Here is a 14,687-nt window from a genome sequence, read left to right as displayed (position 1 = left end):
GCGTATTTTTTAGATAAATTCAGCTATTTATTTGTCAAAAATTGTCAAAATAGCGTATTCATCCAGTCGCAAAACCCGATGATGAAACGCCGTCAAAGTCTGACGATGTCCGATACTGATAATTAGGGTTTGGGGCAAGGTTTTGATTAATAGTTGGTACAAATAGGCTTCGGTCAGCTCGTCTAAGGCTGACGTTACCTCATCAAGCAGTAACACTTGCGGTTTTGCCAACAACATTCGCACAAAAGCAATGCGTTGCAATTCGCCTGATGAAAGCCGTTGTTGCCAGTTATCCTGCTCGTGAAGTTTGTCTGATAAATAATCCAATTTGCAATATTGTAAAATTTTTTTTAATTCATTGTCATAAATTTCTTGATTATTATCTTGCAAAAATTTTGGATAACAAATTGCTTGTTTTAGCGTGCCTTGTGGTAAATAAGGACGTTGTGGCACAAACATCATTTGCTGTTTTGGCGGTAATTTTACCACGCCTGTCGCATCAAATCGCCAAAGCCCTGCCAATAGTCGCAATAAAGACGTTTTGCCACAACCACTTTTTCCCTGAATTAATAATCTATCACCTTGTACTAATTCTACATTTACATTGTCAATTAACTTACGATTATCCGCCAAAAACAACGCCACATTTTGTAAAATAATGCCTTGCTCTAGCGTGTGAAATTCAGGTTTTTTGTCGGTTTTGGATTTTTCCATACTGCTAAAAAATCCGTTTAGACGTTCTAATCTGGCTTGATAAGCGGTAAAGGCTTCATAAAAATTGCGAAAAAACGACAAGGCTCGTTGTAGGCGGTTAAAGGCCTGCACGGTTTGGTGCATATCGCCAATGGTCGCCTGCCCTGCAAAAAAGCGTGGGGCTTGGAGCATCAGCGGTAACAGTTGCACGCCTTGTGTTAAGCCATTATTAAAACTGTTTAAAGCTAAGGAACGATACACGATTTTCCAACGGTTTTGTATAATTTTGGCAAAACGTTGTTTTAGGTTGTCAAATTCGGCTTTTTCACCGTCATAAAAAGCGATACTTTCAGCATTGTCTTTGACACGAATCAGCGAATAACGATAATCACCATTAAAGCGTTCGTTGTCAAAATTAAGTTTTATCAAAGGTTTACCAATCCACATTGCCCCAAAAGTGGCAAGCACGGCAAAAATAAACACAAAAAACACCATGCCACGAGGCACTTGCACACCAAGCAATGAAATCACGCCAGACAAGCCCCAAAGCACAATGGTAAACTCAATCGCCGACACTACCGAGTTTATCATACCACGCACAAATTCAACGGTTGTGCTGATAAAATCCTGTGCATCTTGCTGAATACGCTGGTCAATGTTATCAGGTCGCTCTTGGCTCATTTGCAGGTGATAATAGTGTTTATTGGCAAACCAGCGGTTAAGCAATTCTTGGTTAAACCGTTCTAGCCAGCGGATTTTAAACACTTCTTCAAACCATTGGTCTATCACGCCATTGACAATGCGAACCACGAGTAGCAAGGCGTTAATCCCTGCAAAAAACCAAAATGCCAACAGTTGTTTTTTCTCAAGCGAACTGTATAAACCATTGTAAAAAAACGTGTTTAACACGCTAAAACGCACTTCTAACAACAATAATAACAGCAAAATCGCCAAAACTATGCAGATTTTATCAAGATTGTTTTTATCAATACAAGGCTTTACCACTTGGGAAAATTGTCGCCCAAAGCGAGTATTTTTTAGCAGAAACGCCAACATCGCACAAACGACCAAGACCCCAATAAAGCTCTGAACTAGCCATATTGGGGTTTGGTATAATTCAATTTGCCATTTTTCCATGCGGATTAAAATTTGTAGTTAAATTTTAATCGCCATGTGCGTGGGTCGCCATGTGTTACCATAGATACGTTTGGTGATGTGCCAGAGTAGTATTTTTCGTCAAATAGGTTTTGTACGGATAAATCTACGCCCCATTTTGGCGTATTATAACCCGTTTCTAGGTCAAACAAGGTGTAGCTTGGCAAGACGATTTGATTTTTACCACGTTTTGCGTGATGTTCGTCTTCATAACGGTACATGGCTCCGACATACCAGCCCATTTTTGACGGTTCAAAATAATATTGTGTACCCAGACTGTAGGCATTTTTTGCTACATGATTTAATCTATCGCCGACATTATAATTGGTTGCGATTGGCGATTGGGCGACAACTTTGGCAATCGGAATATGGCTATAACTGGCTGAGATGTTCCATTGGTCATTCAAAAATGCCTTGACTTCCATTTCATAGCCTTTGGTTTGTTGTTTGCCAACCAAATCATAATAATCGTTATCAACTTTTTCACTCACATTTTTGCGTGTGATGTCATAATAACTTAAACTACCTTGTAAGGTTTGTTCAACATTTTGCCATTTTACCCCAACTTCTCGCTGTGAGCCTGTCTCTGGGTCAAGCACTTTACCACCCACGCCTTTATCAGTATTGGGTAAAAATGACGTACTATAGCTGACATAGGGGGCAAATTTATTGTCAAATTGATACATGGCTGAAGCATTGATGCTAAAGGCTTTATCTGATTTTTTGGTTAAGCCTAAATTTTGGCTATTGCTTTTGATTTTTGACCAATCATAACGCCCACCAAGCCCAATTACCCAATTATCCACAGGACGAAAACCTGCTAAACGCATGGTATCTTTGGCATAAAGTCCTACATATTGCAAATGATTAATCGCTGTATTGTTATGCACTTTTGACGCATTGGTACATTGATTATTTGCCACACCTGTGTTCAAATCCATTGTACCATAAGTACACGTTAAGAATTGATAATCACTGCGTTCACGAAAACCATCTAATCCCACCGATACATCATGACTAATATCGCCAAACTGGAAGTTTTTTGTCAAACGGTTATCCAATGAAAAAATCGTATCTTGTTTTAATTGGTCATTCAACTGCCGACCCATTGTATTATTTTTGACAATTGGATTACCATTGGCAATCACCGCCGAGCCGTCTGCTTCTCGTTTAGTAAAGGCAAAGTTTTGGAACAATTTCCAACCATTGTCCAATTTATAATCCAACTGATAACCCAAACGCAAACTTTCATCGTTTAAATAGCGATTTGGGTCGCCAAAAAAGAAACTGCTTGGGTATTTTTTGTAAACATCATCTTGAGCGGGCATACCTTGCTGGCGGATATATTTTCGCCCTTGATAACTGGCTGACAAAGTTACATCGGATTTTTCATTGGGTTTAAACTGATACGAAGGGGCAATATAATAATTTTTAAAATATACATAGTCGGTTGGGTCGTCCGATTCTGCCACTCGCCCATTGACACGAAATGCCCCGTCCGTGCTGTTATTTTTGGCATAGTTGATATCAAATGCTCCTTGCAAAAAGCCATCACTTCCTGCCGAGATACTCACATTTTTAAAGGTAGTATTTTTGGGTTTTTTACTGGTTAAATTCACCACGCCTGACGGTAACAATGCCCCAAAATTCACCGATTCCGCCCCTTTTACCACCTCTACCGACTCAAGTCCTGACACATCAAAACTGTTTAAAAAATTTCTAGAAGTTGCACTTCGCATACCGTCAATCATCACTTGCGAGTTGGCAACCTGCCCACGAATCACAAAATCGTCCCAACCACGTCTGCCATATTGCCCTGTACTCACGCCTGCCACGCCTTTTAACGCCTCGGATACCGTAGTCGCTTGTTTTTGTTGTAATTGGCTTTGGGTGATGACCGATACCGATTTTGCCGTATCAAATAACACATCGTCAGATTTTAACAGAGCATTGGCTTTTTTGCCAACATAGTCCACTTCAGCATCGGTATTGCGAGAAGTAATGTACATCGTGTCCATTTGAACACTGGGTTCGCTGACGTTGTTGTCATCAGCAATCGCAGGTAAGTTCGCCAACATAAGGGCAGAAATACTTAAGGAAAGAAAACGTTTTTGCATGAAGAGAACTCATAAAGACAAATAGAAGAATTACCATCATCGTTTTAATCTAAAATGATAATAGTTCTTATTATAATTATTTTTTAGTGAATTTACTAGCGTTATTTTAGCAGATTTTAATAAAGTGGCAGGCAGAGTAATTATTTTAGCGTAAAGGTGATATGTAATGTTGCAAGAGCAGTATCAACTGTTTTGGTAAATTTTCAAGTCAAATCATGATAGCAAACGCATTTCCTTGTTAAGTTTTCCTTTGTTTAACCTAAAAAAGCTAGGCAAACCCTAGCTTTTCTTTTTAAAATATAATAAAAAATTAATCTTCATCATGAGCATCAAAACCTGCATTGTCATCAAAGGCTTTGTTGTCAAACTTATTATCATAGCCTTTGTCAAAAGATTTGTTATCAAACCCTTCATCAAAACCGCGGTCAGCAAAATTACTGCGGTCAAAACCTGCTCCGCCACTTAGGCTATTGCCAAAAGCACGTTGCTCGCCGTCAAAATTATTGTCAAAACCACGCTCATTGCGATTGTTAGCAAAACTTGGCGTACGGCTGGTAACCGTACCAAAACCGCCACGAGATGCACCGCCATACTGTGGCAAATCAAACCCTGCAGGACGCTCAAACCCCATACCGCCTGTTGGCATTTCGCCTGTGGTTTGTCCAAAGCCTGTGCCTGTCGGCGTGCCTGCAGTGCGTGGATTGCGAGCAGGAACAACGGTTGAAATAGCGTGTTTGTACACCATTTGGCTGACGGTATTTTTTAACAACACAACGTATTGGTCAAAGGATTCAATATGACCTTGTAATTTTATGCCATTTACCAAAAAAATTGAAACAGGAATGCGGTCTTTACGCAAAGAATTTAAAAATGGGTCTTGTAAAGTTTGACCTTTTGACATGATGAGTTCTCCCAAATTTTGTCAAGTTTTTTTAACGTTTGTTATTTTAAAAAGGTTTAGGCTATAACTGTTGGCGAAAATAAAGCAATTTATAACAATTTTTTTTTGATTTCATCTACACTAAAAAATTGTTGTAAATCATGCTGTTCGTGCAATTTTTTTGTATTTAATAATTTTCGCATCCATGTATATTGGCGTTTTGCTAACTGTCTTGTTGCATATAATGCCTCATTTTGCATGGCTTGTCTAGCGTGAATTGTGTCTTCGTCAGGTTTTTTTGCAATTTTTTGTAAAAAATCCCACGCTTGACGGTAGCCCACACACCGCATAGACGGCATATCGGCGTGTAATTGATAGTTTTTTCGCAAATCAATCACTTCTTGTAAAAAGCCCTGTTGCCACATCACTTCCAATCGCAAGGCAATTCGCTCGTGCAACCAAGCACGCTCAGGCGTTACACAATAAATTGACCATTGTTCGGCAGGATTGTCCGCCAAGGCAATGTTCGGTAACTGTTGCCACTCGCTTAATGGTTTACCCGTTTGTAACAAAACTTCTACCGCTCGTCCGATGCGTTGGGTATCGGTGGGGAAAAATTTGTTTGCCAAAATCGGGTCATGCTGTGCCAAAAATGCGTGAACTTGCTCAATTCCTTGCTCGGCAATCATGGTTTGCACGGTTTGTCGAGTTTCTGGCAAGGTCGCAGGAATATCGGCAATCCCGTCCAGAATCGCCATATAATACATCATTGTTCCACCAACTAACAGCGGAATTTTGCCTTTTTCGTGAGCCAAATCAATGCTATTTTTGACATCATTGACAAATTGGGCCACACTATAGGTTTCCTCAGGGTTAATAATATCCACCAAATCATGCGGATATTTGGTAAGTTCAGCTCGGGTCGGTTTTGCCGTACCGATGTTCATATCACGGTAGATTAAGGCACTATCTACCGAAATCAGGTGATATCGCCCTGTGTCGTACAACTCATAGGCTAAGGTGGTTTTGCCAGTGGCGGTAGGGGCGATAAGGCAGATAACTTGCATAAGAAAACCAGTTTTATTAAAAAATATTTATAATAAACGTTGAAAATTTGCCAATTTTGATGCTTTTTTATCAAGCGTAATTACGGGCAAGTGTTGATTATTTTTCAGAAGAATTAATCGGCAAAATTTGAATAAAATCCTTGTCAAGACTAACCTCTACCATTGAATTTTTATCCATATTTAAACTTTTTAACCTCGTTGGTGGAATAGTCACCGCAACCGAGTCGTCAATTTGATGTAATTTTGTCATCATAATATAAATCCCAACCTTAATTTTAGCCAACATTATAACAGATATTTGCCTGTTTTCACCAGTTGACACCCTAATTAAACAAGCATCTTTTAACAAAATAACTTGCCCCTACCCCGATAAAATTTGTTATAATAATAGGTTAGTTAAAATTTATAAGAAATAGGTAGCCTCATGACCGTCGCTGTGTTTGACCCCAAAAGCCTCCAATCCAACCCAACAAAAAACAGCCAAAACACCACCAATAGCTTGGCACAAAGCACGTATCCAAACGCCAAAAAAGTCTTTATTGAGACACAAGGCTGTCAGATGAACGTCTATGATTCTGAAAAAATGGCGGACGTGCTAGGCGACAGTCATGGCATGATTTTGACCGACAATATTGATGAGGCAGACGTACTGATTATGAACACCTGCTCTATTCGTGAAAAAGCCCAAGAAAAGGTGTTTAGTCAGCTTGGTCGCTGGCGAAAATTAAAAGAAAAAAATCCAGACCTTGTCATTGGTGTCGGTGGCTGTGTGGCATCCCAAGAAGGCGATAATATCCAAGCCCGAGCCCCATATGTCGATATGGTATTCGGTCCACAAACCCTACACCGCCTGCCTGAACTGTATGAAAAATCGCAATCTCAAAGCGATATCAAGCCCAAAAATCGCATTGGTGTCGTGGACGTGTCATTCCCAAGCATTGAAAAATTTGACTTTTTACCAGAGCCAAAAGTAGAAGGCTTTAAGGCATTTGTGTCTATCATGGAAGGCTGTTCAAAATACTGCTCGTTTTGCGTGGTACCTTATACCCGTGGCGAAGAGATTTCTCGTCCGTTAGATGACGTGCTTGCCGAAATTGACAGTTTAGCCGAAAAAGGCGTGCGTGAAATTAACTTACTTGGGCAAAACGTCAACGGCTACCGTGGCGAAAAATCAGACGGTACGATTTGCCGATTTAGCGAACTACTGCATTATGTATCACACATTGACGGCATTGACCGCATCCGCTTTACCACCAGTCATCCCTTGGAATTTACCGATGATATCATTGATGCGTATGCCAAAATTCCAAAACTTGTGAATCACTTACACTTACCTGTACAAAGTGGCTCAAATCGTATTTTAGCCGCCATGAAACGCAATCACACCATTGATATTTATATCAATCAAATCAATAAGTTGCGTGAGGTTCGTCCCGATATTCTACTATCTAGCGATTTTATTATTGGTTTTCCAAATGAAACTGATGAAGATTTTAACGATACCTTACAACTTGCCAAAGACTTAGACTTTGACCATTCATACAGCTTTATCTACTCTAAACGCCCTGGCACACCAGCATCAGAGTTGCCTGATAATGTGGATTTAGCGACCAAAAAAGAACGTCTTGCCACCTTTCAGCAGGTAATTTTAGACTCAACCTTTGCTAAAACTCGAGCGATGATTGGTACGACCATCCCTGTTCTTGTAGAAGAAAAATCCAACCGCATAAATGGACTTCACGGCACAGCAGAGAATACTCGTTCGGTTATTTTTGAGGGGAGCGATGAGCTTTTGGGTAAATTTGTCAATGTCAAAATTACCGAGTTTGTCGGTCCGCATATGGTAAAAGGTGAGTTTGTAGATATTATTGGTTAATTGATTTAATAGACTGTTTAATAAGAATTAACTTTTTACCAATAAAACCCAATTTTAAAATTGGGTTCTATTTTAACTTTTTGTTTTTAAATATTTTTAAAAAAAATTAAACACCGCAAACATAGTCAGAACGAGCGTAGCCAATACGTTTGCCATAACGTACTTTGTACCAAATAAAACCGTCTTTGCCGTCCACGCTGTCAATGATTGGCAACGTTGTACCGTATGGGATACCTGCTAATTTTTTGAATTTTTGCCCTGGACCTGCACGCAAAATCAAACTGCCACCAGAATGGGTACACGCATAACCACTTTCTGCACCTGCTGCTGGTCCTAATGCGTTGGCTTGACCTTGGAACAACATCGCACCACAAAAAATACCTGTTAACGCTAATAATTTGCTCACTTTCATTGCTAATTCCTTTCTAAAAAAAGATTAACTGTTATTAAAGTTTTGAGTAATTTTATTTAACAATAATGTATTTACCAACCTTCTATACTATATTCCAAATAATGTTACTTCATAGTTAATTTAACTTTTTTTATGCCGAGTTTCAAGCACTTTTTTAGATTTTTCTACAATTTTAATTTAGTAATTGCTTTTTAACCTGTTTCAATTTATACTATAAATTAGCAAGGTTTTATTGATAATTTGGAGTCGTTATGCCTTTAAATACAAAACAGGCAGTTGGTTTAGGTGCGGTAATTGGTGGCTTGGTGCTGTTGCCATTTGCTTTTGCAGGAAAAGGCGATGACAAACAATTACAAGAAAATGACCCAATGATTGCTCAATTACAAAAAGGACAAGGCTACATCACAAGCGGTGGCAAAACAACGCAAGCTCAACCCCAATATAGCCATGTGCAAACCATTTCTAATACACCAAATTATACTCAAAATCAAACTGTTGGGCCTGCGGGCAATACCAATTATCAAAATGGTTTAACTCAGCGTGACGTACCTGCTCAAGAATGGCAAGCCAACGCCCAACCAACTAAGTACAACAACCAAAATCAGAACTTTGCAAGTCAAGCCAACTGCCAATATTACGCACCTGCAGGGCAAGTGGGCTTTTATCATTTTAAATTCCCCGAAGCATCAAGTAGTGACTTAGTGAATGTCAATGGCTATAAAGTACACCGCATGGCAGCCGATGAATTACGCCGAATGATGACCGACGCACGCAATCAAGGTGCAAATTTGACGATTGGTTCAGCGTTCCGTTCGATAGATTATCAGCGTGGCATTGTCAATCGTAAAACGAAAGCTGGACAAAGCAATAAACAAATTTATTATGTGTCATCACACCCCGGATTTTCCGAACATCACACAGGCTTGGCGATTGATTTTACGCCAATTAATCATGGTTTTGCCAAAACTGAAGGTTATCGTTGGTTAAAAGAAAATGCTTATAAATATGGATTTGAACAAACCTTTACTCCAAGTTATTCGCAAGCCACAGGTATTTCGCAAGAGTCTTGGCATTGGAAATATACAGGCACGCCACGAGCCAAAGCAATGCTGGCTAATGGGGAATGTTATCAACAGCCAAAATCATCTTGGCAAGGTGTAAATGATTGATTTTAATTATTTTTTATTTGCTAATCATTTATTTCGCCAAAAAACGTAACAAATTCCCCACTTTATCAAAACATTCTTGATATTCTGCTTGGCAATCTGATGCAATCGTAACACCGCCACCCGCCCACAATGTCGCCTTGCCATCATAGGCTTGCAAAGTGCGGATTAACACATTCCATTGTCCACTACCGTCAAAATTCAGATAGCCGAGCGTACCACAATACGCCCCACGATTGCCACTTTCTAGCTCATGAATAATCTCAACCGCCCGTTTTTTGGGCGTGCCTGTGATTGAACCTGCAGGTAAACTGCCGAGCAACACCGTGATTGGGTGAACATCTGTTTTAATCGTAGCGGTAATTGTACTTACCATGTGGTGTACATTGCTAAAACTTTCAATCGCAAACAACGTTGGCACAGCAACCGAGCCTGTTTTGGCGTATCTGCCCAAATCATTGCGTAACAAATCCACAATCATCACATTTTCAGCAATATCTTTTTCACTTAATTTTAATTCATTTTTTAATTTTTCATCAATATCAATATCCGCATGACGTGGACGGGTGCCTTTTATCGGTTTCGTAATTAAATTTATTTCATTATTTTGTTTAACAAAAGTAAAAAACAACTCAGGTGAACAGCTTAAAATTTCCATGCCGTTTACATTCAAATAACCCGAAAATGGGGCTTGCATTGCCGATTGTAATGGCATTAAATATTCGGCTAATGTTTGGTTATTTAGCTTGGTTTGCCATTGTTGGGTCAAGTTAATCTGATAGCAGTCCCCTGCATACAAATACGCTTGCGCTTTGTCAAAAGCGTGCTGATAATCGCTATATTGCCAAGTCGTGGATAAAGTCAATGGTTGATAAGTAGTTGTTTTAATAGCAGAATTTTTGGTAAAAACCGTAGCAAGTTGTTGTTTAATAATTGCCAGTTCGCTTAATTCTGTACTATGACTAACTAGTTGCCAAATATTATTAGTCTTTTGTAAAAAATAAGGATAATGGGCAAAAAATGCACACGGTTTATTCACATCAAAGTCATGTTTTGCTAAATCAGCCAATACCGATGCTGAAAAGTCATAGCTAACAAAGCCGATTAAGCCGTTTTGATAATGATGATTATCGCTATTAGCGTAATTAATCGCTTGATTTTGTTGGCAAAAATCAACCAATAATTCATTGATTTGGGTAAAATTTAGCAATTTTTCACCCACTTTTTCATTGATTTTTAGCTGAAATAACATTGGTTGTTTACTAAAATAAATGCCAAACGTGGTTTTTGGCAAAAACGCAAGCAAATTCTGCCCATGATTATTGAGAAAAATAGGATAAAAGTCAGGAATTTTTGCCAAAATTTTAACAATATCAGCATAATGCCAATCTTGTAAAAATTCACACAGCAGTTGATTGGCGGTCTTTAGCACGATTGATTACCATTGTTCTAGCTTGATTTCGTTATCCAAATAATGTTGAATGGCAGGAAAATTAAAGCTATCATCTTCGCTGACAAAGCTGACACTCACGCCTTTGTTACCCGCACGCCCCGTCCGCCCAATACGATGCACATAGTCATCAGGGCTGTCTGGCAAGGTAAAATTTACCACGCATGCCACGTCGTCCACATGAATGCCACGCCCTGCGACATCGGTCGCCACCAAAATATCGGCATTGCCGTCCCGAAATTGTGCCAAATATTTTTCTCGTTTGGCTTGTACCACATCGCCAGATAGCGTGACAACTTTGTATTGTTGGCTTAATTTTTCGTATAAACGGCGAACTTGGTCTTTACGATTGGCAAAAATAATCAACTTTTGTCCGCTATACTGCTGAATTATTTGTTGCAACGCTTGATATTTTTTAGTTTCGGCAATCATATAGAACTTCTGTTTGATATTTTCACTGGTTTTTTGCTCAGGTTCAATCTCAACAAAAGTCGGCTGATATAACCAACGATACGCCAAATTCATCACATCTTGGTTAAATGTCGCTGAAAATAGCAACGTTTGCCGATGCGTATTTTCAGGCATCATACGGATTAAACGCTTAATATCAGGGATAAAACCCATGTCCAGCATACGGTCGGCTTCGTCCAATACCAACACTTCCACACGGTCAAGATACACATAGCCTTGATGACAAAAATCAATCAACCGTCCTGGGGTCGCAATGATAATATCCACAAATTTTTGTTGCAGTGGGCGAGATTGTTGCTCATAATCCGTACCGCCGAGCAAACAAACCGTATTTAACTTGGTAAATTGGGTTAATTGCAGACAATCTTGGTAAATTTGTTGTGCCAATTCACGGGTCGGTGCTAGGATTAACGCACGGGCTTCGCCTAGATAACGCTCACCGTCTTTGTCTTTTTTTAAAGTATTGGTTAATAGTTCATTAATTATTGTTAGTAAAAAAGTCACCGTTTTCCCTGTGCCTGTTTGGGCTTGTCCAATCGCATCTTGCCCTGCTAGAGTGTGCGGTAAAATTTGGGATTGAATGGGGGTTAACTGGGTATAGCCCAACTGAGCAATAGCTTTTAATAACGCAGGATGTAGCGGTAATTGAGAAAATGAGTGAAACACGGCAACGCCTTTTTATAGATGATGAATGTTAATCAGAATGGGTAATAAAATTTAAAATTAATACAAACACAAAAAACTAAGCCAACTCTTTAGTTAATTAGCTTAGTTTTTTTAAAGAAACTCTTGATAAAAATTATCAAATACCAAGTAGTTGTAAGCGATTAGCCAAGCTTAGTTACTTCTTCAGCTTGCAAGCCTTTAGGACCTTCGGTAACGACAAATTCTACATTTTGTCCTTCACGCAATGAGCGGTAGCCCTCGCCCTGAATAGAACGAAAATGCACAAAAATATCTTCACCTGTGCTACGCTGGATAAATCCAAAACCTTTTGAATCGTTAAACCATTTAACAATACCTTGTTCACGAACTGACATATTAAATCCTCAATTAAGAAAATAAGCCGAAACTTGGCTCGCCGAGACGATTATCTGTGAGTTTTTGTAAAAAATTTTACGCTATTTTTACAATTATTACAGATATCTGCTAAGGAATAATATAACACGGTAGATAGCCAAAAAAAAGCCTTTTTACAATTTTTCACGTTATTTTTTATACTCATTTGGCATATATTTAATCAAATTTTCAAATTAAAAATCACTACAACGACTGCCCTACCCACCAACTACATTGTGATTCTGGCAAAAAACCAAGTACCGCATTTGATAAATTCAATTCATGATAAGGTTTCTTGATTGCCAATAACAACGTCAATTCGCTCGGGTTTAGCCATTGCAACATGTCTACCCCAAGCCCTTGGCTCAACGTCAGATTTTGCGTATTTTGTTGATTGGTCATTGCTTTGATATGGCTTTCTTTTAACGTCCACAATAAGGTTTTTGCCAATTCAACTTGTTTCACGTCATTGATTTGGCTTAGCCATTGGTTTTCCCCTTGGCTAAAAAACCGCTTAGCAACACGTGATTTTATCGGTTTATTTTCAATATCTACGCCAATATTTGCCACGTCTGCCAACAGTACCGCCACTTGGCGTTGGCTATGGCTAAAACTGACAAACCATTTTTGCGAGTTTGAGATAAAATAATACGGTAATTCACGCTCATCTAATTCGTGAGCTTGTTGATCAAGCTGCTCAATGTGCCTTTGTAATTGACGTAATAATAACCGACAAGCGATTGAACCTTGTTGATTTGGTTTTGAGATAGAAACTGAAGAATTTGTCAATAACTCGTCAATCTCGCCAATCGCAAGCCACGCATTCGCAAGGGTTAATGGATAAATTTGCATTAGTTTTAGAAAATCAATTTAAAAAAACCCAATTTACCAAGCCATTAATGTTTTGGTAAATTAGGTTTTTAAAGATTATTTTTAAAATAAATTAAAAAAACTAAAAGATTAGTAGCTCAATTCCGCACGGCGATTTTGTGCGTACGCATCTTCAGTTGTACCTTGTACCGCAGGTTGGTCTTCACCAAAACTCACCGCTTCGGTACGAGATGCGTCAACACCTTGCGAAACTAAGTAGGCCTGTGTAGATTTTGCACGACGCTCGCCCAACGCCATGTTGTACTCACGGCTACCACGCTCATCGGTGTGACCTGAGATTTGTACACGGGCTGAAGGGTCAGATTTTAAGAATTGGGCTTGTTGGTTCAACACTGCTTGACCTTGTGCGTCTAGGTCACTGCTGTCAAACGCAAAATATACTGCGTTGGCGTTGCCCATGGCAGCCGCAGCGTTTATGGTGCTTGCACTGTTGTTAACGGTTGAACCGCCATTATAGTAGCCATTTGCTCCCATGACGCCCATTGGGGCAACCACGACTTCTGAGCTTTTGCGTTTGGCAGAACAGCCAGTTAAGGCTAACACACCTGCAACCATTGAAACAGTCAATACATTTTTGATATTTAACATAAAGTTTTCCTTAAAAAAACCGTGATATCATAAAATTAACTAATTATTCTATTAAAAAATATTTAACAAACTATTAAAAAATTCTATGACGTAAAAAAACCGTAAAAATAATTGCTATAGATTAAGCAATTAACGTTTTTTTGTAAATAGTTTTCACCAAATTTTTTAACAATTTTAGATAAATTTTAACAAAAATCCGATAATCGCCAATTTTTTACCCTTTATCTTGCTTCTTTTACCAATTTTTATCCCAGCTTACCAACGAAATTTATTCCAGTGTTCAGGATTTGCCCAAAATTTACTATTCAACCAATCAGGCAAGCGTTTATAATCAAATAAGTTAAACTGGTAAATATTAAAATTTTGTTTGCTTATTTGACTGATTTGACAGGGTGTTTGGCAAAAATACTGAAAGCCAAATTCGCTCGGTTGAGCAGGGTTATTTTCGGCATGAAAAACCAAACTATGTTTGGCAAATAAATCCCGACAACGTTGTAAATTTTGTTCAGAAATCCTGCTATCTTGTTGATTTAACACTAAAATCGCAATATCATATTGCCGATAAAATTTTAACTGATTAAAGGTATCACTTGGGTAAAATTGATAATTAAATTCGTCACAGTTTTGTTCAAGTATTTGAAAATATTCATGATTTTCAGCAATTAATAAAATATGCTTGGGTTTATCTCGTTCGTTAGCGTGCAACAGTTGTAAGGTTTGTTGCAAGGCTTGGCAAACTGGGTCGGGGTTAGAGGTTGGGTCTGGCATAGAAGTATCCATATTTTTCCATTTGGTAAGCTAAAAGATATTTTAGCAAACTTTTTATTATAAATCAGTAAGCAAATTTAACGCATTTTTTTGC

Annotated in this window: 14 protein-coding genes; 2 read left to right on the top strand and 12 right to left on the bottom strand. The window is 38.7% G+C overall.

The genetic code is table 11. The features are described from left to right. Window positions 1-27: 27 nt before the first annotated feature. The 5 genes from A3G3_RS0108455 to A3G3_RS0108435 form a co-directional block, all read right to left on the bottom strand. Window positions 28-1,830 carry an ABC transporter ATP-binding protein/permease gene (locus tag A3G3_RS0108455; protein WP_019520104.1) on the bottom strand — a complete coding sequence of 601 codons (1,803 nt, stop codon included), beginning with the start codon at window positions 1,828-1,830 and terminating at the stop codon, window positions 28-30. Between the two features lie 5 nt (window positions 1,831-1,835). Then, window positions 1,836-3,965, bottom strand: a complete 2,130-nt coding sequence (locus tag A3G3_RS0108450; RefSeq protein ID WP_019520103.1) for a TonB-dependent siderophore receptor — start codon at window positions 3,963-3,965, stop codon at window positions 1,836-1,838. 310 nt (window positions 3,966-4,275) lie between these two features. Continuing rightward, complete coding sequence (hfq, locus tag A3G3_RS0108445; RefSeq protein WP_019520102.1) at window positions 4,276-4,866, bottom strand: RNA chaperone Hfq; 591 nt, start codon at window positions 4,864-4,866, stop codon at window positions 4,276-4,278. An 89-nt stretch (window positions 4,867-4,955) separates the two neighbouring features. Next, a complete protein-coding gene (gene miaA, locus A3G3_RS0108440; protein WP_019520101.1) occupies window positions 4,956-5,912 on the bottom strand; it encodes a tRNA (adenosine(37)-N6)-dimethylallyltransferase MiaA in 957 nt (318 codons plus the stop codon). A gap of 97 nt (window positions 5,913-6,009) precedes the next feature. Then, window positions 6,010-6,165, bottom strand: coding sequence for an AbrB/MazE/SpoVT family DNA-binding domain-containing protein (locus A3G3_RS0108435; RefSeq protein WP_169333203.1), 156 nt, complete (start codon window positions 6,163-6,165; stop codon window positions 6,010-6,012). A 171-nt stretch (window positions 6,166-6,336) separates the two neighbouring features. Between A3G3_RS0108435 and miaB the strand changes: the two genes are divergently transcribed. Further along, window positions 6,337-7,788, top strand: coding sequence for a tRNA (N6-isopentenyl adenosine(37)-C2)-methylthiotransferase MiaB (gene miaB, locus A3G3_RS0108430; RefSeq protein ID WP_019520099.1), 1,452 nt, complete (start codon window positions 6,337-6,339; stop codon window positions 7,786-7,788). A 106-nt stretch (window positions 7,789-7,894) separates the two neighbouring features. Here miaB and A3G3_RS13500 read toward each other — a convergent pair whose 3' ends face one another. Continuing rightward, window positions 7,895-8,200 (bottom strand): SH3 domain-containing protein, encoded by a 306-nt coding sequence (locus A3G3_RS13500; protein WP_019520098.1) that lies wholly within the window; start codon window positions 8,198-8,200, stop codon window positions 7,895-7,897. Between the two features lie 251 nt (window positions 8,201-8,451). On the opposite strand from A3G3_RS13500, the gene A3G3_RS14050 reads away from it, so the two are divergent. Further along, entirely contained in the window at window positions 8,452-9,369 is a 918-nt protein-coding gene (locus A3G3_RS14050) for a M15 family metallopeptidase (RefSeq protein ID WP_019520097.1), read from the top strand. 28 nt (window positions 9,370-9,397) lie between these two features. On the opposite strand, the gene A3G3_RS0108415 is transcribed toward A3G3_RS14050, so the two are convergent. The 6 genes from A3G3_RS0108415 to A3G3_RS0108390 form a co-directional block, all read right to left on the bottom strand. Then, window positions 9,398-10,798 (bottom strand): anthranilate synthase component I family protein, encoded by a 1,401-nt coding sequence (locus A3G3_RS0108415; RefSeq protein WP_019520096.1) that lies wholly within the window; start codon window positions 10,796-10,798, stop codon window positions 9,398-9,400. A 6-nt stretch (window positions 10,799-10,804) separates the two neighbouring features. Beyond that, complete coding sequence (locus A3G3_RS0108410; protein WP_019520095.1) at window positions 10,805-11,953, bottom strand: DEAD/DEAH box helicase; 1,149 nt, start codon at window positions 11,951-11,953, stop codon at window positions 10,805-10,807. A gap of 161 nt (window positions 11,954-12,114) precedes the next feature. After that, window positions 12,115-12,327 (bottom strand): cold-shock protein, encoded by a 213-nt coding sequence (locus tag A3G3_RS0108405; RefSeq protein ID WP_019520094.1) that lies wholly within the window; start codon window positions 12,325-12,327, stop codon window positions 12,115-12,117. Window positions 12,328-12,550: 223 nt separating this feature from the next. After that, window positions 12,551-13,198, bottom strand: coding sequence for a 4'-phosphopantetheinyl transferase family protein (locus tag A3G3_RS0108400; protein ID WP_019520093.1), 648 nt, complete (start codon window positions 13,196-13,198; stop codon window positions 12,551-12,553). 108 nt (window positions 13,199-13,306) lie between these two features. Then, a complete protein-coding gene (pal, locus tag A3G3_RS0108395) occupies window positions 13,307-13,825 on the bottom strand; it encodes a peptidoglycan-associated lipoprotein Pal (protein WP_019520092.1) in 519 nt (172 codons plus the stop codon). 255 nt (window positions 13,826-14,080) lie between these two features. Next, entirely contained in the window at window positions 14,081-14,605 is a 525-nt protein-coding gene (locus A3G3_RS0108390; protein ID WP_228702719.1) for a DUF6231 family protein, read from the bottom strand. Window positions 14,606-14,687 lie beyond the last annotated feature (82 nt).

This window comes from Moraxella boevrei DSM 14165 (assembly GCF_000379845.1).
GTDB lineage: Bacteria > Pseudomonadota > Gammaproteobacteria > Pseudomonadales > Moraxellaceae > Faucicola > Faucicola boevrei.
This window is presented reverse-complemented; position numbering and strand designations above follow the sequence as displayed.